Source organism: Paracoccus sigandri (genome assembly GCF_003709565.1).
GTDB lineage: Bacteria > Pseudomonadota > Alphaproteobacteria > Rhodobacterales > Rhodobacteraceae > Paracoccus > Paracoccus siganidrum.
On sequence record NZ_QNRC01000002.1, the window covers coordinates 105,313 to 125,518 of the forward strand.

16 protein-coding genes are annotated in these 20,206 nt (G+C 71.4%); 8 read left to right on the forward strand and 8 right to left on the reverse strand.

The annotated features are described in order from the left end of the window. Positions 1-27: 27 nt before the first annotated feature. Positions 28-1,374, reverse strand: coding sequence for an 8-oxoguanine deaminase (locus tag C9E82_RS02050; protein ID WP_119897696.1), 1,347 nt, complete (start codon positions 1,372-1,374; stop codon positions 28-30). 178 nt (positions 1,375-1,552) lie between these two features. Between C9E82_RS02050 and C9E82_RS02055 the strand changes: the two genes are divergently transcribed. The 8 genes from C9E82_RS02055 to pdeM all read left to right on the forward strand — a co-directional run bounded on the left by C9E82_RS02055 (position 1,553) and on the right by pdeM (position 14,777). Then, on the forward strand, positions 1,553-3,784 hold the full coding sequence (locus C9E82_RS02055; RefSeq protein ID WP_119897697.1) for an acyl-CoA dehydrogenase: 2,232 nt from the start codon (positions 1,553-1,555) through the stop codon (positions 3,782-3,784). Continuing rightward, positions 3,781-5,064, forward strand: coding sequence for an acetyl-CoA C-acetyltransferase (locus tag C9E82_RS02060; protein ID WP_119897698.1), 1,284 nt, complete (start codon positions 3,781-3,783; stop codon positions 5,062-5,064). The genes C9E82_RS02055 and C9E82_RS02060 overlap by 4 nt, the downstream gene beginning before the upstream one ends. Further along, positions 5,064-7,127, forward strand: coding sequence for a 3-hydroxyacyl-CoA dehydrogenase NAD-binding domain-containing protein (locus tag C9E82_RS02065; RefSeq protein WP_119897699.1), 2,064 nt, complete (start codon positions 5,064-5,066; stop codon positions 7,125-7,127). Before C9E82_RS02060 ends, C9E82_RS02065 begins: the two co-directional genes overlap by 1 nt. Next, on the forward strand, positions 7,127-8,947 hold the full coding sequence (locus C9E82_RS02070; protein ID WP_240643495.1) for an acetyl-CoA hydrolase/transferase C-terminal domain-containing protein: 1,821 nt from the start codon (positions 7,127-7,129) through the stop codon (positions 8,945-8,947). Before C9E82_RS02065 ends, C9E82_RS02070 begins: the two co-directional genes overlap by 1 nt. Before the next feature lie 179 nt (positions 8,948-9,126). Next, positions 9,127-10,116, forward strand: a complete 990-nt coding sequence (locus C9E82_RS02075; protein ID WP_119897714.1) for a ligase-associated DNA damage response exonuclease — start codon at positions 9,127-9,129, stop codon at positions 10,114-10,116. Next, positions 10,113-11,672, forward strand: coding sequence for a cisplatin damage response ATP-dependent DNA ligase (locus tag C9E82_RS02080; RefSeq protein WP_119897701.1), 1,560 nt, complete (start codon positions 10,113-10,115; stop codon positions 11,670-11,672). The genes C9E82_RS02075 and C9E82_RS02080 overlap by 4 nt, the downstream gene beginning before the upstream one ends. Continuing rightward, positions 11,669-14,077, forward strand: coding sequence for a ligase-associated DNA damage response DEXH box helicase (locus C9E82_RS02085; RefSeq protein WP_240643496.1), 2,409 nt, complete (start codon positions 11,669-11,671; stop codon positions 14,075-14,077). The genes C9E82_RS02080 and C9E82_RS02085 overlap by 4 nt, the downstream gene beginning before the upstream one ends. Further along, the gene (pdeM, locus tag C9E82_RS02090; protein ID WP_119897702.1) at positions 14,070-14,777 is read left to right on the forward strand and encodes a ligase-associated DNA damage response endonuclease PdeM; all 708 of its coding nucleotides are present in this window, start codon (positions 14,070-14,072) and stop codon (positions 14,775-14,777) included. Before C9E82_RS02085 ends, pdeM begins: the two co-directional genes overlap by 8 nt. A gap of 24 nt (positions 14,778-14,801) precedes the next feature. Here pdeM and C9E82_RS02095 read toward each other — a convergent pair whose 3' ends face one another. The 7 genes from C9E82_RS02095 to C9E82_RS02125 are packed head-to-tail and all read right to left on the reverse strand — an operon-like array spanning position 14,802 to position 20,204. Continuing rightward, positions 14,802-15,539: an ABC transporter permease gene (locus C9E82_RS02095; RefSeq protein ID WP_420849815.1), complete on the reverse strand. Its 738-nt coding sequence runs from the start codon at positions 15,537-15,539 to the stop codon at positions 14,802-14,804. A gap of 2 nt (positions 15,540-15,541) precedes the next feature. Further along, positions 15,542-16,246 (reverse strand): ABC transporter ATP-binding protein, encoded by a 705-nt coding sequence (locus C9E82_RS02100; protein ID WP_119897703.1) that lies wholly within the window; start codon positions 16,244-16,246, stop codon positions 15,542-15,544. After that, entirely contained in the window at positions 16,243-16,920 is a 678-nt protein-coding gene (locus C9E82_RS02105; RefSeq protein WP_119897704.1) for a TenA family protein, read from the reverse strand. The genes C9E82_RS02100 and C9E82_RS02105 overlap by 4 nt, the downstream gene beginning before the upstream one ends. Then, the gene (locus tag C9E82_RS02110) at positions 16,917-17,864 is read right to left on the reverse strand and encodes an ABC transporter substrate-binding protein (protein WP_119897705.1); all 948 of its coding nucleotides are present in this window, start codon (positions 17,862-17,864) and stop codon (positions 16,917-16,919) included. The genes C9E82_RS02105 and C9E82_RS02110 overlap by 4 nt, the downstream gene beginning before the upstream one ends. Next, positions 17,861-18,850, reverse strand: coding sequence for a HesA/MoeB/ThiF family protein (locus C9E82_RS02115; protein WP_119897706.1), 990 nt, complete (start codon positions 18,848-18,850; stop codon positions 17,861-17,863). The genes C9E82_RS02110 and C9E82_RS02115 overlap by 4 nt, the downstream gene beginning before the upstream one ends. Then, positions 18,847-19,443 carry a thiamine phosphate synthase gene (locus C9E82_RS02120; protein WP_119897707.1) on the reverse strand — a complete coding sequence of 199 codons (597 nt, stop codon included), beginning with the start codon at positions 19,441-19,443 and terminating at the stop codon, positions 18,847-18,849. The genes C9E82_RS02115 and C9E82_RS02120 overlap by 4 nt, the downstream gene beginning before the upstream one ends. Continuing rightward, positions 19,440-20,204 (reverse strand): thiazole synthase, encoded by a 765-nt coding sequence (locus C9E82_RS02125; RefSeq protein ID WP_119897708.1) that lies wholly within the window; start codon positions 20,202-20,204, stop codon positions 19,440-19,442. Before C9E82_RS02125 ends, C9E82_RS02120 begins: the two co-directional genes overlap by 4 nt. Between the last annotated feature and the right edge of the window lie 2 nt (positions 20,205-20,206).

Here is a 20,206-nt window from a genome sequence, read left to right on the forward strand (position 1 = left end):
CGCGCGCCGAAGCCGGGCAAGGCGGTCTCAGCCCGCCAGCCTGGCGACGGCCGAGGCCACCTCGCGGCCCAGCTGGGCCGCGTCCAGCGTGGTCAGGACCTGGTCGCGCACCACCTGCCGGCCCTCGACGATCAGGTGCCGGACCCGGTGCGGGCCGCACAGGACCAGCGCGGCCACCGGGTCCCAGCCGCCGGCCATCGGCAGCGCGCGCGCGTCCCACAGCGCCAGATCGGCGCGCTTGCCGGGCTCGATCGAGCCCAGGTGATCCGCCCGGCCCAGCACCTGCGCGCCCCCCAGCGTCGCGATCTCCAGCGCCTCGCGCGCGCTCATCGCGTCGGCGCCATTGGCCACGCGCTGCAGCAGCATCGCCTGCCGCGCCTCGCCCATCAGGTCCGCCGCGTCGTTCGAGGCCGAGCCGTCCACCCCCAGCCCGACCCTGACGCCCCCGTCGCGCATCGCCCGGACCGGCGCGATCCCCGAGCCCAGCCGGCAGTTCGAGCAGGGACAATGCGCCACCCCGGTCAGGCTGCGGGCGAACAGCGCGATCTCGTCCCGGTCCAGCTTGACGCAATGGGCGTGCCAGACATCCGCGCCGACCCAGCCCAGCTCCTCGGCATATTGGCCGGGGCGGCAGCCGAAATTGGCAAGGCTGTAGGCCACGTCCTCGTCATTCTCGGCCAGGTGGGTGTGCAGCATCACGCCCTTGTCCCGCGCCAGCAGGGCGGCGTCGCGCATCAGCTCGCGGCTGACCGAGAAGGGCGAGCAGGGCGCCACCGCCACGCGGGTCATGGCCTGCGGCGAGGGATCGTGGAAGGCATCGATCACCCGGATGCAATCCTCAAGGATCGCGGCCTCGCTCTCGACCAGCGCATCGGGCGGCAGGCCGCCCTTGCTTTCGCCGATGCTCATCGCGCCGCGGGTGGCGTGGAAGCGCAGGCCGGCCGCGCGCGCGGCCTGGATGGTGTCGTCCAGCTTCGCGCCATTGGGGAACAGGTATTGGTGATCCGAGGTCGTCGTGCAGCCCGACAGCGCCAGTTCCGCCAGCCCGACCTGCGCGGCCAGCACGAAATCCGCGGGACGATAGCGCGCCCAGATCGGATAGAGAGTGCGCAGCCAGCCGAACAGCAGCGCATCCTGGCCGCCGGGCACGGCGCGGGTCAGGCTCTGGTAAAGGTGGTGATGGGTGTTGACCAGCCCCGGCGTGACGATCAGCCCCGCCGCCTCGATCACCTCGGCCCCCGCCGGGGCGGCCAGGTCCCGGCCGATGGCGGCGATCGCGCCATCCTCGACCAGGATCGAGACGTCCTGCGGCTCGCTGCGGGCGGGGTCCATGGTCACGACGAGCTGTGCATTGCGGATCAGGGTCGGGGTCATGCTGTGGCCTCTTCTCTGCCGGGGCGGGCGCGCCGTCCGGGTGGGGTGTTCCGCCCGCAGGCGTCGGGAGGCGACGATATGCGGGATCGCCGGCTTTCGGAACCACCATCTGCAGGGCCATCTGGACCCGGCATGGAACCCCGCCTGCCGCCGGCGGTTGACTCGGCAAGGAGGTGCCATGGCTGGATTTCGCAGAGACCGGATCAGCCGTCCGATCCGCAGATGGGCGAAGCGCGCCCTGCCGCAACTGTCCGCGACCGAGGCCGAGGCGCTTGGCGCCGGCGAGGTCTGGTGGGAGGCCGAGCTGTTCGCGGGCCATCCCGACTGGGACAAGCTGCATTCGACCGCCGCCCCCCGGCTGAGCGACGAGGAACAGGCCTTTATCGACGGCCCCTGCCGCGAAGTTTGCGCGATGATCGACGACTGGCGGCTGAACCAGCTGGATGCCGACCTGCCGCCCGAGATCTGGCAGCACCTGCGCCGGCACCGCTTCTTCGGGATGATCATCGGCAAGGAACATGGCGGCCTGGGCTTTTCCGCCTTCGCCCATTCCGAGGTGGTGCGCTATATCTCGACGCGTTCCGTCGCGGCGGCGGTGACGGTGATGGTCCCGAATTCGCTGGGTCCGGGCGAGCTGCTGCACCAGTTCGGCACCGAGGCGCAGAAGGACTACTGGCTGCCCCGGCTGGCCGATGGCCGCGAACTGCCCGCCTTCGGCCTGACCAGCGCCGAGGCCGGCTCGGACGCCTCGGCCATGCGCGACGAGGGCATCGTCGAAAAGGGCATCTGGCAGGGGCAGGAGGTCCTGGGCATCCGCCTGAACTGGGCCAAGCGCTACATCACCCTGGCGCCGGTCTGCACGGTGCTGGGCCTGGCCTTCAAGCTGCGCGACCCGGACGGGCTGATGGGGAACCGCAAGGATATCGGCATCACCTGCGCGCTGGTCCCGACCGACCTGCCGGGGGTGGAGACCGGCCGGCGGCATATCCCCTCGTCCACGATGTTCATGAACGGCCCGACGACCGGCAACGACGTCTTCATCCCGCTGGACCATGTCATCGGCGGGCCCGACCATGCCGGGCGCGGCTGGATGATGCTGATGAGCGCGCTTGCCGCCGGGCGCGGCATCTCGCTGCCCTCGATGGGCTGCGCGGCGATTTCGGTCGCGGCCCATGTGACCGGCGCCTATGCGCGCGTCCGCCGGCAATTCGGCCTGCCGATCGGCAGGTTCGGCGGCATCCAGCAGCCCATGGCCCGGCTTGCCTCTGACGCCTATGTGATGGAATCCGCCCGCCGGCTGACCTGCGCCGGGCTGGACCAGGGCCGGGCGCTGTCGGTGATCTCGGCGATCATGAAGGCCCATGCCACCGCCCGGATGCGCGAGGCGGTCGATGACGCGATGGACGTGCATTCCGGCAAGGCGGTGATCGACGGGCCGTCGAACTACCTTCTGCCGCTCTATCGCGCCGTGCCCATCGGCATCACGGTCGAGGGTGCCAATATCGTCACCCGCGCGCTGATCATCTTCGGCCAGGGCTCGATCCGCGCGCATCCGCACCTGCTGGACGAGATGCAGGCCCTGCAGATCGAGGACGAGGAGCAAAGCCTGGACGCCTTCGACCGCGCCTTCTGGGCGCATCTGGGCCATGCGCTGCGGACCACGGGGCGGGCCTGGTGGCGTGCCTGGACCGGCGGGCGGCTTGTGCCTGCGCCCGACGGCGCCGGCGGTGCGGCCCCGATCTATCGGCAATTGTCGCGCTGGTCGGCGGCGATGGCCTTGATCGCGGAACTGGCCTTCCTGACCATGGGCGGGGCGCTGAAGCGCAAGGAGATGATCTCGATCCGCATGGGCGACGCCCTGTCCGAGATGTATCTGCTGTCGGCCGCGCTGAAACGCTGGCGCGACGACGGCAGCCCGCCCGAGGACCTGCCGCTGCTGGAATACGCCGCCGCGCGGGGCTTCGCCAATATCCGCAGCGCGCTGGACCAGGTGTTGCGGAACTTCCCCGCCCGGTGGGCCGCGGCGCTTGGCCGGCTGCTGACCCTGCCCGGCGGCGCGCCCCGCCCGCCCGTCGACGCGCTGGTCGAACGCTGCGCCGGGCTGATCTTTGCGCCCTCGCCCACCCGCGACCGGATCGTCGGCCGGCTGGATGAGGGCTGCGCGCATGGCGGCGTCGCGCTGCTGAACCGCGCCTTCGCCATGGTGGTCGAACTGGAGCCGGTCACGGCGAAGCTGCGCGAGACCGGCCACGATCCCCAGGGCGGGCTGGCGGCCGGGGTGATCTCGCAGGCCGAACACGCGCGGCTGGCCGAGATGGAGGAATTGGTCGCGCAGGTCATCGCCGTCGATGACTTCACGCCCGAGGAGCTGGCGCGGCTCTATCCCGGCACGAAGGAGACCTTGCAATGACCCGGAGCGTCTGGCTGGTCGACGGCGCGCGCACGCCTTTCCTGAAGGCGCGGGGCAAGCCCGGCCCCTTCACCCCGGTCGATCTGGCGGTGCAATGCGGCCGGCCGCTGCTGGCGCGGCAGCCCTTCGATCCCGCGCTGATCGAGCTGGTGATCCTCGGCTGCGTCAATGTCATCGCCGACGAGATGAACCCGGCCCGCGTGGCCGCGCTGCGGCTGGGCCTGCCCGACAGCACGGTGGCCTTCAGCGTGCAGATCAATTGCGGATCGGGAATGCAGTCGATCGACACCGCCCTGCGCTACATCCGCGAGGGCAGCCACGACATCATCCTGGCCGGCGGGACCGAGGCGCTGAGCCACGCGCCGCTGGTCCTGCGGCAGGAGGCGGTCGAATGGTTCGGCGAAATGGCCAATGCCAAGGGCGCCGTCGCCCGCGCCAGGGCCGCGGCCGGGTTCCGGCCGGGCTTCCTCAAGCCGGTCGTCGGGCTGGAACGCGGCCTGACCGACCCGATCACCGCGCTGAACATGGGCCAGACCGCCGAGATCCTGGCCCACCGCTTCGGCATCGACCGCGCAACCGCCGACGCCTATGCGATGGACAGCCACCACCGGCTGGCCCGCGCGCAGGACCAGGGCTGGCTGGAGGACGAGGTGATGCCCGCCTTCGACCGCGACGGCCATGCCCATCTGCGCGACGACGGCGTGCGCCCCGACAGCGACATGGCGGGGCTGGCGAAACCGAAACCCGCCTTCGAGCCGCCTTACGGCAAGGTCACGGCCGGCAATGCCAGCCAGATCACCGATGGCGCCTCTTGGACCATCCTTGCCTCGGAGGATGCCGTCCGGCGTCACGGGCTGACGCCCCTGGCGCGGATCGTCGACAGCGAATGGGCGGCGCTGGACCCCTCGGTGATGGGACTGGGTCCGGTCCTTGCCACCACGCCGCTGCTGCAGCGCCACGGGCTGTCCTGCGACGACATCGAGTTGTGGGAGATCAACGAGGCTTTCGCCGCGCAGGTGCTGGCCTGCCTTGCCGCCTGGCAGGACGCGGATTTCTGCCGCGAGGTGCTGGGGCTCGACCAGCCCTTCGGGCGGATCGACCGCGACCGGCTGAATGTGGATGGCGGAGCGATCTCGCTTGGCCATCCGGTCGGCACCAGCGGCAACCGGATCGTGCTGCACCTGGCCAACGCGCTGCGCCGCCTTGGCCATCGCCGCGGCATCGCCACCGAATGCATCGGCGGCGGACAGGGCGGCGCGATGCTGCTGGAGGCGGCGTGATGACCGGTGCAAGGGATTTCCTCGACAGCAGAAAGCTGGAGCTTGGTCCGGCGGCGGACCAGGCCACCCATCCCTGGCGGCGGGCCGAGGCCGACGGCATCGCCTGGCTGGTGCTGGATTGCATGGGCGGCCCGGTCAATACCGTCACCGAGGAGGTGCTGAGCGGGCTTGATGCGGCGCTGCGCGATCTGGCCGAAGCCCCGCCGCGCGGGGTCGTCATCCGCTCGGCCAAGCCCGGCGGCTTCGCGGCGGGCGCGGATATCGACAGTTTCGACCGGATCAGCGGTGAAGGCGCCGTCGATCTGCTGGAACGGGGCCATGCGGCGCTGGACCGGCTGGAGGCCCTGCCCTGCCCGACCGTCGCCGTCATCCACGGCGCGGCCCTTGGCGCGGGCTTCGAGATCGCGCTGGCCTGCGACCATCGCATCGCGATCGAGGGCGCGACATTCGCCTTCCCCGAGGTCAATCTGGGCCTGCATCCGGGCCTTGGCGGCACCTTCCGGCTGACCGGGCTGATCGACCCAGTTCAGGCGATGACCCTGATGCTGACCGGCAAGACCGCGCATGACGAAAAGGCGAAGAAGCTGGGCATCGTCGATCTGATCACCCCGGAACGGCATGTCCGCGCCGCCGTCGAGGCGGTGATCGCGGGCAAGGTCGACCCGCCGGCCAGGGGGCTGAAGGCCCGCGCCTTCGCGCTGGAAAAGGCGCGCAGCCTCGCCGCCGGCCGGATGCGGGCCGAGGCCGAGAAGAAGGCGCCCCCGGCGCATTTCCCCGCGCCCCATGCGCTGATCGACCTGTGGGAAGCCCATGGCGACGACCGCGACGCGATGCAAAGGGCCGAGATCGCCAGCTTCGCGAAACTGCTGGACAGCGAGACCTCGCGGAACCTGCGCCGCGCCTTCTTCCTGCGCCAGGACCTGAAGCAGGATGGCCGCGGCGATGACGGGATCGCCCATGTCCATGTGATCGGCGCGGGCGAGATGGGCGCGGGCATCGCCGGCTGGGCGGCGATCCGGGGCAAGCGCGTGAGCCTGGGCGATGTCAGCCCCGAGGCGCTGGCCCGCGCGATCCGGCAGGTGGCGCGGATCTGCCGCGACAGCCATCTGGACGCGATCGAAACCCGCGACGCGCTGGACCGGCTGATGCCCGACCCCAAGGGTTATGGCTACGCGCGCGCCGACCTGGTGATCGAGGCCGTGCCCGAGGATCGCGACCTGAAGGCCCGGATCCACCGCGAGGCGGCCGCGCGCATGAAGCCGGGCGCGATCCTTGCGACGAACACCTCCAGCCTGCCGCTGGCGGAACTGGCCCGCGCCCTGCCCGAGCCGGCGCGCTTCGCCGGGCTGCATTTCTTCAACCCCGTCGCGAAGATGCAGCTGGTCGAGGTGATCGGCCACGACGCCACCGACCCCGAGGTCATGGACCGCCTGGCCGGTTTCTGCGGCGCCATCGACCGGCTGCCCGCGACCCTGCGCGACTCTCCGGGCTTCCTGGTCAACCGCGCGCTGGTGCCCTATCTGGTCGAGGCGATGGTGCTGATGGACGAGGGCGTCCCGAAAGAGGTCATCGACCGCGCCGCGCTGGATTTCGGGATGCCGATGGGGCCGGTGGTGCTGGCCGATCAGGTGGGCCTGGACATCTGCCTCGACGTGGCCGAAAGCCTGAAATCCGCGCTGGAGAAGCCGATCCCCGAGATCAGCCCGCGCCTGCGCGAGAAGGTGAAGGCGGGCGAGACCGGCAAGAAGGCCGGGCGCGGCTTCTACGACTGGTCGGGCGGCACGCCGCATCCCGAAACCGCGCAGACCGGCCCCGAGGATCTGCAGGACCGGCTGATCCTGCCGATGCTGGATGCCTGCATGGAATGCCTGCGCGAGGGCGTCGCGCGCGACGCCGACCAGGTGGACGGCGCGATGATCTTCGCCACCGGCTTCGCGCCCTTCCGCGGCGGGCCGATGCATTACGCCAGGACGCGCGGTGTCGATGAGATCCGGCGCAGGCTGCAGGAGCTGGCGGATCGCCACGGCGACAGGTTCCGCCCCGATCCGGGCTGGGACGAATGATGCGCCATCACGATGCCGATGCCGTCGCGCGGGACATCGTTTCGCGGACCGGCGGCAGGATCCGCCTGGCGCTGCCGCTTGGCCTGGGCAAGCCGGTCTCGGTCGCGAATGCGCTGGTGCGGCTGGCCTGCGAGGATCCCCGGATCGAGCTGGCGATCTTCACCGCGCTGACGCTGGAACGGCCCCAACCGGGCAGCGGGATCGAGCGGCGCTTCCTGGAGCCCGCCATGGACCGGCTGTTCGGCGCCTATCCGCAGCTGCTCTATGCCGATCTGCTGCGGCGGGGAGAACTGCCCGGCAACATCACCGTGAACGAGTTCTTCTTCATGGCCGGCCGCTGGAGCGAGGTCGCGCAGGCGCAGCAGGACTATATCTCGGTCAACTATACCCATGCGCTGGACCTCTTGCTGCGGAAGCGCCCGAACGTCGTCGCGCAGCTGGTGGCCGAACAGGACGGGCGCTTCAGCCTGTCGGGCAATACCGACATCTCCGCGGACCTGTTCCGGCTGCGGCGCGAGGGGGCGGTGGATTTCCTGGCCGTGGCCGAGACCCATGCGGAACTGCCCTTCTTCGCCGGACGCGAGGCGCTGCTCGATCCGGGGGAATTCGCGCTGGTGCTGGACCGGCCCGAGGACTACGAGCTGTTTTCCGCCCCCAGGCGGCCGGTGGACGACGCAAGCCATGCGATCGGGCTGCATGTCGGCCGCCTGGTCGAGGATGGCGGGACGTTGCAGATCGGCATCGGCTCGATCGGCGACGCGGTGGCGAACGCGCTCCTGCTGCGCCATCGCGGCCAGGACCAGGCGCTGCGGGCGGATTGCCCTTTCGCCCTTCCCCAGGGCGCGGGCGGGCCGTTCCGGGCCGGGCTCTATGCCGTCACCGAGATGCTGGTCGGCGGCCTGCTGGAACTGTTCGAGGCCGGAGTGATCGACCGCGAGGTGGATGGCTGCGCGATCCATGCCGGCTTCTTCGTCGAGACGCGGGACTTCTATCGCCGCCTGCGCCGGATGGATCCCGACCGCCGCGCCCGGATCGGCATGGTCCCGGTCAGCTTCACCAACCAGCTTTACGGCGACGAGACCGGCAGGCGGGCGGCGCGGCGGGCGGCGCGCTTCGTGAATGCGGCGATGCAGGTCTCGCTGCTGGGCGATGTCATGTCGGACGCCGCCGCCGACGGCAAGGTCGTCAGCGGCATCGGCGGGCAGTTCAACTTCATCGAGCAGGCCCATGCGCTGCGGGACGGGCGCGCGATCATCACCCTGCCCGCCACGCGGACGGCCGAGGGCAGGCTGGACAGCAACATCTCGTGGTCGCTGCCCTCGGTCAGCGTGCCGCGCCACATGCGCGACATTGTCGTGACCGAATACGGCATCGCCGATCTGCGCGGCAAGACCGACGCGCAGGTGATCGCCGCCCTGATCGGCATCGCCGACAGCCGGTTCCAGCCGGGGCTGCTGCGGCGCGCGAAATCGGCGGGCAAGCTGCCAAAGGATTTCCGGCTGCCCCGCAGCGCAAGGCGGAACCTGCCGGAACGGCTGGCCGCATGGCTGGACCCGCACCGGGCATTGCTGCCCCGCTTCCCCCTGGGCACCGATTTCGACGAGGTCGAGCAGCGCCTGCTGCCCGCGCTGTCGGTGCTGAAGGACCTGTCGGCCAGCCTTCCCGGCAAGGCCCGGCTGCTGGCGGCGGGTTTCGGCAGGGGCGCCCCGGCCGAGGAACAGCGGGCGATGCGCCGCATGGGATTTAAGAACGGCAGCGGCGGCCTGGAGGCGCTGGCCCTGCGCGGCGCGCTGCGGATAAGCCGGCGCGCCGGGGGCTGAGCCGCGATGTCGCGCCGTCACGGGAACCGCATCGCCTGCCGCTCGTTTCGCTCTGGAACCTTAACCAGGCAGGGGCGACAGCCCGTCCGTCAGATGTGCGACCAGCCCCTTCTCCCCGCCGCCACGACCCGCGCCAAGCCCGCGCCGACCCCGGCCGGCGCAAGGATCGCGGCGTGAGCATCCGGGCCGAGGAGATCGTCTTCCCGACCGAGGCCGGGCTTTACTGCGCGCCCGGCGGCTTTCATGTCGATCCGCTGCGCCCGGTGCCCCATGCGCTGGTGACGCATGGCCATTCCGACCATGCCCGCCCCGGCCACGGAACGGTGACCGCCACCCGCCAGACGCTGGAGATCATGGCGATCCGCCATGGCGAGGATTTCGCCGACAGCCGCCGCATCGCGGAAGGACCGATGCGGATCGGCGGGGTGACGGTCAGCTTCCATCCCGCCGGCCATGTGCTGGGATCGGCGCAGGTCCTGATCGCCCCCGACCAGGGACCGCGCATCCTGATCTCGGGCGACTACTGCCGCAGCCCGAACCCGGTCTGCCAGCCCTTCGAGCCGGTTGCCTGCGATGTCTTCGTCACCGAGGCCACCTTCGGGCTGCCGGTCTTCCGCCATCCCGACCCGCTGGCCGAGATGGCGCGGCTGATCGCCAGCATGGCCGAATTCCCCGACCGGCCGCATCTGGTCGGCGCCTATGCGCTTGGCAAGGCGCAGCGCGTGATCGCGCTGGCCCGCGCCGCCGGGCACGACCGGCCCATCGCCATCCACGGCGCGCTGAAGCGGCTGTGCGACTATCACGTCGAACAGGGCATCGCGCTTGGGCCGCTGGTTCCGGCGACGGAACCGGGCGACGCGCAGCTGATCCTCGCGCCGCCCTCGGCCTTCGCCTCGCCCTGGGTGCAGCGGTTCCGCGATCCGGTGCTGGCCTATGCCTCGGGCTGGATGGCGGTCCGGGCCCGCGCCCGCCAGCGCCGGATCGAGCTGCCCCTGGTCATCAGCGACCACGCCGACTGGCCGCAGCTGACCGCCACCATCCGCGAGCTTTCGCCGCAGGAGGTCTGGATCACCCATGGCGCCGAGGACGGGCTGCTGCGCTGGTGCGAGATCGAGGGCATCCCCGCCCGGCCCCTGCGGCTGGTCGGCTACGAGGACGAGGCGGAATGAAGGCCTTCGCCCGCCTGCTGGAGCGGCTGGCCTTCACCGCGGGCCGCAACGCCAAGCTGACGATCCTGTCGCATTACCTTGCGGCGACGCCCGATCCCGACCGGGGCTGGGCGCTGGCGGCGCTGACCGGGACGCTGGATCTGCGGCAGGTCTCGCCCTCGCTTCTGCGGCGGCTGTCGGGCGAGCGGGTGGACGAACAGCTGTTCGCGCTGTCCTATGATTTCGTCGGCGACCTGGCCGAGACGATCGCGCTGATCTGGCCCGAAACCCCGGTCGCGGACCCGACCCCCGAGGTGCCGCTGTCGCAGGCGGTCGCGCTGCTGCGCGAGACCGGCAAGCTGTCGCTGCCCGCGGCGATCGCCGCGATGCTGGACCGCCTGACGCCGCCCGAACGCCTGGCCTTCCTGAAGCTTGCCACCGGCAACATGCGCGTCGGCGTCTCGGCCCGGCTGGCCCGCATCGCCCTGGCGCAGGCCGGGCCGCGCAGCGTCGAGGAGATCGAGGAGATCTGGCACGGGCTGGAGCCGCCCTATCTGCCGCTTTTCGCCTGGCTTGCGGGGGGCGAGCGTCCCGCCGCCGCCGCGCTGGCGCCGTTCCGGCCGGTGATGCTGTCGACCCCGGTCAGTTCCGACCAGCTTGCGGGCCTGGATCCCGCGGACTACCTGGCGGAATGGAAATGGGACGGCATCCGGGTGCAGGCGGTGGCCGAGGGCGGGCAGCGGCGGCTCTATTCCCGCACCGGCGAGGATATCGGCGCGGCCTTCCCCGACCTGGTCGAGGCGCTGGAATTCGAGGGCACGCTGGACGGCGAATTGCTGATCCGCCGCGGCGCCGAGATCGCACCCTTCGCCGATCTGCAAAGGCGGCTGGGGCGCAAGGCGGTCAGCCGGGCGATGATGCACAGCCATCCCGCCGGGCTGCGGCTCTATGACGTGCTGACATGGCGGGGCGAGGACCTGCGCCCCCTGCCCCTTGCCGAACGCCGCGCCCGGCTGGAGGCCGCGGATTTTCCCGGCGGCCGCATCGACCTGTCGCCGATCCTGCCCTTCGCCAGCTGGGACGAGCTTGCCCGCCTGCGCGCCGACCCGCCCTCGCCGGTGATCGAGGGGGTGATGATCAAGCGCCGCGACGCGCCCTATCTGGCCGGGCGCCCGCGCGGGCCGTGGTTCAAGTGGAAGCACGACCCGATGGTGATCGACGCCGTGCTGCTCTATGCGCAAAGCGGGCATGGCAAGCGCTCGGGTTTTTTCAGCGACTTCACCTTCGGCCTGTGGCAGGGCGAGGACCTGGTCCCGGTCGGCAAGGCCTATTTCGGCTTCACCGACGAAGAGCTGCGCGAGCTGGACCGCTTCGTGCGCCGCAACACCGTGCAGCGTTTCGGACCCGTGCGGCAGGTCGCGCCGCTTCTGGTCCTGGAGGTGGCCTTCGAGGGGCTGAACCGCTCGGCCCGCCACCGCTCCGGGCTGGCGATGCGCTTTCCGCGCATCTCGCGCATCCGCTGGGACAAGCCCGCCGCCGAGGCCGACCGGCTGGAAACGCTGCAGGCGATGCTGTGAGCCCGCGTCCCCCAGACCTGCCCGGACCCTTCGCCGACTGGTTCGCCCGGAACGGCTGGCAGCCCCATCCCCACCAGCTGGCGCTGCTCGCGGCGCGGCAGGACACGCTGCTGATCGCACCCACCGGCGGCGGCAAGACGCTGGCCGGGTTCCTGCCCTCGCTGGTCGATCTGCACCTGACCGGGGCGAAAGGGCTGCATACGCTCTATGTCTCGCCGCTGAAGGCGCTGACGGCGGATGTGGCGCGCAATCTCTCGCGCCCGGTCGCCGAGATCGGCCTGGCGATCCGCGTCGGCGACCGCACCGGCGACACGCCTGCCAGCCAGCGCCGGCGCCAGCGCGCCGACCCGCCCGAGATCCTGCTGACCACCCCGGAATCGCTGGCGCTGATGCTGTCCTGGCCCGAGGCGCCGCGGATGTTCGCCGGGCTCAGGCGCGTGGTGCTGGACGAATTGCACGCCCTTGCCGAATCGAAGCGCGGCGACCAGCTGATGCTGGGCCTGGCCCGGCTGCGCGGCCTGGCGCCCGGCCTGGTCGCCACCGGGCTTTCGGCCACGGTCGAGGACCCGCAGGCGCTGGGGCGCTTCATGGGTGCGGGCCAGGTGATCGAGGCCGATCCCGGCCCCCGGCCCGACATCGCGCTGCTGCCGACCGCGGCGCCGCCGCCCTGGGCGGGGGGCGGCGGGCGCCATGCGGTGCCCGATGTGCTGAACGCGGTGGCCGGGGCGAAGACGACGATCATCTTCCTCAACACCCGCGCCCAGGCAGAGCTGTTCTTCCAGGCGCTGTGGCTGCAGAACGACCGCGGCCTGCCCATCGGCCTGCATCACGGCGCGCTGGCGGCCGAGGCCCGCCGCCGGGTCGAGGCCGCGATGGCCGCGGGCGAATTGCGCGCGGTCGTGGCGACCGGCAGCCTGGACCTGGGGATCGACTGGGGCGACGTGGACCTGGTGATCCAGGTCGGGGCGCCGCGCAACATCAAGCGGCTGGTGCAGCGGATCGGACGGGCGAACCACCGCTACAACGCGCCCTCGCGCGCGCGGATCGTGGCGGCGAACCGCTTCGAGGTGATCGAATGCGTCGCCGCGCTGGAGGCCGCGCGGGCGGGCGAGCTGGATGGCGAGCCGCGCGGGCCGGGGCCGCTGGACGTGCTGATCCAGCACATCCTGCTGACCGCCTGCGCCGGGCCCTTCGACGCCGAAGCGCTTTTCGCCGAAGTCACCACCGCCGGTCCCTATGCCGCCCTGACCCGCGCGGATTTCGACGCCTGCCTGGATTTCGCCGCCACCGGCGGCTATGCGCTGCGCGTCTATGACCGCTGGCAGCGGCTGATGCAGCGCCACGGGCACTGGCAATTGCGCGACCCCCGCGCCGCCAGGTCGCTGCGCATGAACATCGGCACCATCGTCGAGGCCGAGAAGCTGAAGGTCCGCCGCCGCGGCCGGGGCGGCGCGGCCCTGGGCGAGGTCGAGGAAAGCTTCGCCGCCAGCCTCGCCCCCGGCGACACCTTCCTGCTGGGCGGGCAGGTGCTGCGCTATGACCGCATCCGGGAACTGGTGATGGAGGTCACGCCCCAGCCCGGCCGCGACCCGCGGATCGCCGTCTTCTCGGGGCTGAAATTCGCCACCTCGACCGAGCTTTCGCAGCGGATGCTGGCGATCATCGCCGATCCCGGCCGCCATCGCGAACTGCCCGGCGACATCCGGGCCTGGCTGGGGCTGCAGGCCCGCATCAGCGCCCTGCCCCGCCCCGGCCTGCTGCTGTGCGAGACCTTCCCGCGCGCCGACCGCTGGCACCTGGCGATCTATGGCTTCGCGGGCCGCAACGCCCACCAGACGCTCGGCCTGCTGGTGACGCGGCAGATGGAGCAGGCGGGCCTTGCGCCCCTGGGCTTCCTTGCCACCGACCATGCGCTGCTGATCACCTCGCTGAACCCGGTCGAGGACGTGGCGCCGCTGTTGCGCCGCCCGGTCCTGGAACAGGGGCTGGAGGACTGGCTGGCCGACACCTCGCTGATGCGGCGCAGCTTCCGGACGGTGGCGACCATCGCCGGGCTGATCCAGCGCAACCTGCCGGGGCATCGCCAGACCGGGCGGCAGGCGACCTTTTCCAGCGATATCATCTATGACACGCTGCGCCGCCACGACCCCGACCATATCCTGATCCGCGCCACCCGCGACGAGGCGCGGCGCGGCTTCGTCGATTTCGACCGCATCGGCGACATGCTGGCCCGCAATCCCCGGCTGGAGCTGCGGCGGCTGGACCGGGTCTCGCCCCTGGCCGCGCCCTTGCTGCTGGAGATGGGGCGGGTCAGGCTGGGCGGCACCGGGCAGGAGAGGCTGGCGGAGAAGATGGCGCAAGAGCTGATGGCAAGCGCGGGACTGGACGGGCTGGGCGATGGCTGAGCCGGGCACGGGCCGCGCGCTGCGATTCGCCGGGCTGGATTTCGTCGCCCGCCCCTCGGGCGCGCTGTGGTGGCCGGAACGGCAGACGCTGATCCTTGCCGACCTGCATCTGGGCCGGTCCGAGCGTTACGCCCGGCGCGGCGGGCCGCTTCTGCCGCCCTGGGACCTTGCCGACACGCTGGACCGGCTGGGCGCCGAGATCGAGGCGCTGCAACCCCTGCGCGTGGTCTCGCTGGGGGACGGTTTCGACGACGACCTGGCGGGCCGCGCGATCGCGGCGGATGCCGCGCGCCGGCTGTGGCATCTGGCCCAGGGGCGCGACTGGATCTGGGTCGCGGGCAATCACGACCCCCTGCCCGCCGGCCCCGGCCTTCCGGGCCGCAGCCTGGACGAGCTTCGGGATGGCATCGCCCTGCGGCATATCGCGGGGCAAGGCCCGGACGTCTCGGGCCACATGCACCCGGTGCTGCGGCTGGCCGGCCGGAACTGGCGCTGTTTCGTCCTGGGCCGCGACCACCTGGTCCTGCCCGCCTTCGGCACCTATACGGGCGGGCTGGCGATCACCGCCCCCGCCTTCCGCCGCCTGGTTCCCCAGGGGCTGGCCATCTGCTGTTCGGAACGGATGTTCACGGTGCCGCTGGCCGGCGACGGGCCGGGGATGCGGCGCGGCTCGGGCGCGAATGGCCAAGGACGGCGCTGATCCCGGCAGCCGGGGGCGATTGCCTCATGCGAAGCGGGCGAAGCCGCGTCGCACCATCCAGCTGACCGTTGCGTGGAAGGCCAGCGCCAGCAGCGTGACCAGCGCCAGCGCGGCGAAGGTCAGGTCGATGCGCATCCGGCCGTTGGCGTGGATCATCACCGCGCCCAGCCCCTCGGACCCGCCGACCCATTCGCCGATCACCGCGCCGATCGGCGCATAGACGGCGGCCAGCTTCAGCCCGCTGCCCAACATCGGCAGGGCCATCGGGATGCGCAGGTGCCACATCTCGCGCCAGCCATTCGCCCCCATGGTCCGCGCCAGGTCCAGGCAGGCGGGCGAGGTCCGCATCAGCCCGTCCAGAAAGGCCGAGGCCACCGGAAAGAAGCAGATCAGCGCCGCCACCACGATCTTCGGCGCCATGCCATAGCCCAGCCACAGGGTCAGGATCGGCGCCAGCGCGAAGATCGGGATCACCTGCGAGATGAGCAGCACCGGACGCAAGGCCGCCGCCAGCCGGGGAAAGCCGGCCATCGCCACGGCAAGCGCGGCGCCCGTCCCGGCGCCAAGCGTGAAGCCCGCCAGGATCTCGGTCGCGGTGCGCAGCACGGCGCGGGCCAGGACCGTGCGATGGCTGGAGAGCGCCTCGGCCACGGCCACGGGTCCCGGCAGCAGGAAGGGCGGCAGCCCGGTCGCGACGACCAGAGCCTGCCAGGCCAGCAGGAAGCCCGCCGCCACGGCCAGTGCGGTGCCGATCCGGCGCAGGATCACGCCGCGGCCTCCTGGGTCAGCCGGGTCAGCAGCGCGCCCTGGCAGGCCAGCACGCCGGGATCCGAGGGCGCGCGCGGCGGCGGGCCGGCGGGCGTGGGTTCCGTGGTCAGCCCGGCCTCGGTCAGCAGGCAGATGCGGTCCGACAGCCGCGCGGCCTCGGCCGGGTCATGGGTGACCATCAGCACCGTGCGGCCGATGAGCAGCCCCGCCGCCAGGTCCTGCATCGCCAGCCGCATCCGCGCATCCAGCGCCGAGAACGGCTCGTCCAGCAGGACCAGCGGGCGGTCCTCCATCAGCGTGCGGGCCAGCGCCACCCGCTGCCGCTGCCCGCCCGACAGCGCGGCGGGATATTTCGCGGCATGATCGGCCAGCCCGGCGCGCGCCAGGATCGAATCCAGCCGCGCGGCATCGGCTGCCTGCCCCCGCAGCCGCGGGCCAAGCGCCGCGTTCTGGCGCGTGGTCAGCCAGGGCAGCAGGCCGGGATCCTGCGCCATCAGCGCGACCGGCGGGCGGTTTTCCACGCGGCCAGCAAGGCTGCCGCCGATGGGCAGCCCGGCGATCAGCCGCAGCAGCGTCGATTTTCCGACGCCCGAGGGTCCCAGAAGCGAGGTCCATTGCCCCGGCGGCAGCTCCAGCCGGATCGGCGGGAACAGCGCCTGTCCGTCGATGCGCACCTGCCCCGAGAGGACCACCGGCCTCATGCCCGGCCCAACCCCCAGAAGGCAGCCTCCAGCCGGGTGGCGGTGGTGAAACGCGCGCTCAGCGCCTGCCAGCGCGGCAGGGTCTGCGGCGCGGGACCCAGCCGATCCGCCACCGCGCGGTCGATCAGCGCGCCGGTGTCGCGGCACAGCTGCTGGTACTCCGCGCCGCCATAGGTCCCGATCCAATCGCGATAGGGCGTGTCGCCGGCATCAAGCAGCAGCCGCGCGCCGATCTCGCCATAGCCCAGGACGCAGGGCGCCAAGGCCGCCAGCAGGTCCAGGAAATCGCCGGAATAGCCCGCCTCCAGCACATAGCGCGTATAGGCGAGGTTTTCCGGCGCCTCCTCGGTCGCCTCAAGATCCGCGCGGCTGATGCCCTCGGCCGCGCAGATGCCGACATGCAGCGCCATCTCGCCATGCAGCAGCGCATGTACGGTGGCGCTGGCGGCCTGCATCTCGGCCAGGCTGCCGGCCTTGACCACGGCCAGCGACCAGGCGCGCGCGAAATGCATCAGGAACAGATAGTCCTGCCGCAGATAGGTCAGGAAAGCCGCGCGGGGCAGCGATCCGTCCCGCAGCCCCTCGACGAAGGCGTGGCGGGTATAGTCCGCCCAGGGGCCGGGGCAATCGGCGCGCCAGCGGGCGAAGCTGCGTCCGTAATCCGGCGCGCTCACGGCTCGGCCCCCGGATCGAGCGCCAGGTCCGAGACCGGCAGGATGCTGTCGATCAGCCCCGATTCGTGCAGGAAGGCCTCGAAACGCGCATAGCGGCCATGGTCCAGCGCCGCCGGGCTGTGGGCGAAGCGCGGCAGCGTGTCGGCCCAGGCGCGGGTGTTCAGCTCATCCGACAGGTCGGGCGAGGTGGCGGCGAAGGTCTCGAAGGCCTCCTCGGGGTGGTTGACCATGTATTGCGTGCCGCGCTCGATGGCGGCCAGGAAGCGGTTGATGCGGTCGCGGTCCAGGCTGTCGCGATTGGCGACGAAGATCAGCTCGTCATAGCCGGGCAGGCCCTCTTCCTCGGGGAAGAAGCAGCGACCGTCGCCGCCGGCCAGCCGCATCTGGGTCAGCTCGAAATTGCGGAAGGCGCCCATGACGGCATCGACCTGGCCGGTCAGAAGCGAAGGGGTCAGCGACCAGTTCACGTTGACCATTTCCACGTCCTCCGGCGTCAGCCCGCCCTTGGCCAGCATCGCCCCGGTCATCGCGCTTTCCACGCCCGAGACCGAATAGCCGATCTTGCGGCCCTTCAGGTCGGCAAGGCTCTGGATCGGGCCGTCGGCATGGACCATCAGGCAGTTCAGCGGCGTGGCGACCAGCGTGCCGACGCGCACCACCGGCAGCCCCTCGTGGACCTGCAGATGAAGCTGCGGCTGATAGCTGACCGCCAGATCGGCCTGGCCGGCGGCGACCAGCTTCGGCGGCTCGGTCGGGTCGGCGGGGGCGATCACCTCGACCTGCAGATCCTGGTCGGCGAAGAAGCCCTTTTCCTGCGCCAGGATGATCGGCGCGTGGTCGGGATTCACATACCAGTCGAGGATCAGGGTCAGCTTGTCCTGCGCCATCGCCGGCAGCGCGAAGGCCAGCCCGGCGGCAAGGGCAATGAGGCGGGTCGGGGTCATCGGGGTTCTCCTGTAAGGATGATGGGCGGGTCGGCCAGCAGCAGGATCTCGCCCGGCCAATGGGGACGCAGCCGGTCGGCGGCGCGCCAGGCGCGCAGGCCCGAGCGGCAGGCGAAGACGGCGCGCTGACCGGCGGCGGGACGGGGACCGCCGGGGCCGAAATCCTCGACCCTGTGGCGCCGGGCATGGCGGGCGGCGGGCTGCGGCGCCTCGGCCTCGTCGCGCAGTTCCACAACGAAATCATTGGCTTGCAGGTCATTCTTCGCAAGGAAGGGGAAGATTTCATCCGGCTCTGGCGCATCGTCGAAGCGGAACGCGCTGCTGCGGAAGCCCTGCATCTCGTAGCGGATCAGCTGCCCCAGCGGCGAGGGCGTCAGCCCGACCAGCACCGCCAGCGCCATCTGCGCCTGGATCAGGCCGAACATGCCGACCACCGGGCCAAGCACCCCGGCCGAGGCGCAGGTCGCCAGGGTATCGGGCAGGTCGGGAAAGACCGCGCGCAAGGACGGCGCGCTGCCGCAGAAGCCGCCGACATAGCCCGAGAGGCCCAGGACCGAGGCCGAGATCAGCGGCCTGCCCGCCGCCAGGCAGCAATCCGACAGGATATAGCTGACCGCGAAACTGTCGGCGCAGTCCAGCACCAGATCGGCATCGGCGACCAGGCCGGGCGCGTTGTCGGGGGTCAGCCATGCGACCAGCGGCGCGACCGCGACATCGGGGTTCAGCGTGCGGGCGAATTCCGCCGCCGCCTCGGCCTTGGGTCGGCCCAGATGCGGGCCATAGATCGGCTGGCGGTGCAGGTTGGTTTCCTCGACCAGATCGGGATCGACCAGGGTGATCCGCCCCACGCCCGCCGCCGCCAGATATTGCACCACCGGCACGCCAAGCCCGCCCGCGCCGACGACCAGCAGATGCGCGGCCCCGATCCGTGCCTGACCCTCGGCGCCGATCTCGGGCAGGATCACCTGGCGGGCGTAGCGGTTCATGCCGTCACCCGCAGCCAGTCGCGCACGCGGCCCTCGGGGTCGGGGTTCAGGGTGATGTCGGTCACGACCGAGACCACATCGGCGCCGGCGGCGAAGGCTTCAGGCGCGCGGTCGATGTTCAGCCCGCCGATGGCGATCAGGGGGATGGTGCCGATCCGCGCCTTCCATTCGGTCAGCTTCGCGACGCCCTGCTGGTGCCATTTCATCTTCTTCAGGATCGTCGGCCAGACCGGCCCCAGCGCGACGTAATCGGGCGACAGCGCCAGCGCGCGCTCCAGCTCGGCCTCGTCATGGGTCGAGACGCCCAGCTTCAGCCCGGCGGCGCGGATGGCATCCAGGTCGGCATCGTCCAGATCCTCCTGCCCCAGATGGAGCCAGTCGCAGCCTTCCTCGATAGCGATCCGCCAGTGGTCATTGACCACCAAGATCGCGCCGTGGTCGCGGCACAGCTCGCGGGCGCGGCGGATCTGGGCGCGGGTTTCGGCGTCGGAACGGTCCTTGACGCGCAACTGCACCAGCTTGACGCCAAGCGGCAGCATCCGTTCCAGCCAGTCGGCAGATTCGAAGATCGGATAGAAACGCGGCAGGGTCATGACAGGAACGCCTTTCCGATGACGGGGGTCGAGGGGGCGGCCATGTCGCGCGGCTCCATCGGGTCGGCTTCATGGGCGGCGCGGCCGGCCTCGACGGCCAGCGCCATGGCCCGCGCCATCGCCGCCGGATCGCCCGCGTGGGCGACGGCGGTGTTCAGCAGCACGGCGTCGAACCCCATCTCCATCGCCTGCGCGGCATGGGACGGCAGGCCGATCCCCGCATCCACCACCAGCGGCACATCCGCGAAATGCGCCCGCAGGCTGCGCAGCCCATAGGCGTTGTTGATCCCCAGGCCCGAGCCGATCGGCGCGCCCCAGGGCATCAGCACCTGGCAGCCCGCGTCCAGCAGCCGCCCGCAGACGGTCAGGTCCTCGGTGCAATAGGGGAAGACCTGGAAGCCGTCCCCGGTCAGGATGCGGGCGGCCTCGACCAGTCCGAATACGTCGGGCTGCAGCGTGTCGGTATGGCCGATCACCTCCAGCTTGATCCAGTTCGTGTCGAACAGCTCGCGCGCCATATGGGCGGTGGTGACGGCTTCCTTGACCGTGTGGCAGCCCGCCGTGTTGGGCAGGATGCGGGCGCCAAGGCCCTGGACCAGCGACCAGAAATCCTGCCCGCCGCCCTGCTCGCGACGCAGGGAGACGGTGGCGATGCCGGCCTTCGAGGCGCGGAAGGCCTCGGCCAGGATCGCGGGCGAGGGATATTGCGCGGTGCCCAGCATCAGGGGGCTGGCGACCTCGACCCCGTAGAAGACCGGCATGG

What these genes read in the sequence shown, in the direction of transcription:
- C9E82_RS02050 (WP_119897696.1), bottom strand. Translation starts at nt 1,374, where the DNA reads ATGACCCCGACCCTGATCCGCAATGCACAGCTCGTCGTGACCATGGAC.
- C9E82_RS02055 (WP_119897697.1), top strand. Translation starts at nt 1,553, where the DNA reads ATGGCTGGATTTCGCAGAGACCGGATCAGCCGTCCGATCCGCAGATGG.
- C9E82_RS02060 (WP_119897698.1), top strand. Translation starts at nt 3,781, where the DNA reads ATGACCCGGAGCGTCTGGCTGGTCGACGGCGCGCGCACGCCTTTCCTG.
- C9E82_RS02065 (WP_119897699.1), top strand. Translation starts at nt 5,064, where the DNA reads ATGACCGGTGCAAGGGATTTCCTCGACAGCAGAAAGCTGGAGCTTGGT.
- C9E82_RS02070 (WP_240643495.1), top strand. Translation starts at nt 7,127, where the DNA reads ATGCGCCATCACGATGCCGATGCCGTCGCGCGGGACATCGTTTCGCGG.
- C9E82_RS02080 (WP_119897701.1), top strand. Translation starts at nt 10,113, where the DNA reads ATGAAGGCCTTCGCCCGCCTGCTGGAGCGGCTGGCCTTCACCGCGGGC.
- pdeM (WP_119897702.1), top strand. Translation starts at nt 14,070, where the DNA reads ATGGCTGAGCCGGGCACGGGCCGCGCGCTGCGATTCGCCGGGCTGGAT.
- C9E82_RS02100 (WP_119897703.1), bottom strand. Translation starts at nt 16,246, where the DNA reads ATGAGGCCGGTGGTCCTCTCGGGGCAGGTGCGCATCGACGGACAGGCG.
- C9E82_RS02110 (WP_119897705.1), bottom strand. Translation starts at nt 17,864, where the DNA reads ATGACCCCGACCCGCCTCATTGCCCTTGCCGCCGGGCTGGCCTTCGCG.
- C9E82_RS02115 (WP_119897706.1), bottom strand. Translation starts at nt 18,850, where the DNA reads ATGAACCGCTACGCCCGCCAGGTGATCCTGCCCGAGATCGGCGCCGAG.
- C9E82_RS02120 (WP_119897707.1), bottom strand. Translation starts at nt 19,443, where the DNA reads ATGACCCTGCCGCGTTTCTATCCGATCTTCGAATCTGCCGACTGGCTG.
- C9E82_RS02125 (WP_119897708.1), bottom strand. Translation starts at nt 20,204, where the DNA reads ATGCCGGTCTTCTACGGGGTCGAGGTCGCCAGCCCCCTGATGCTGGGC.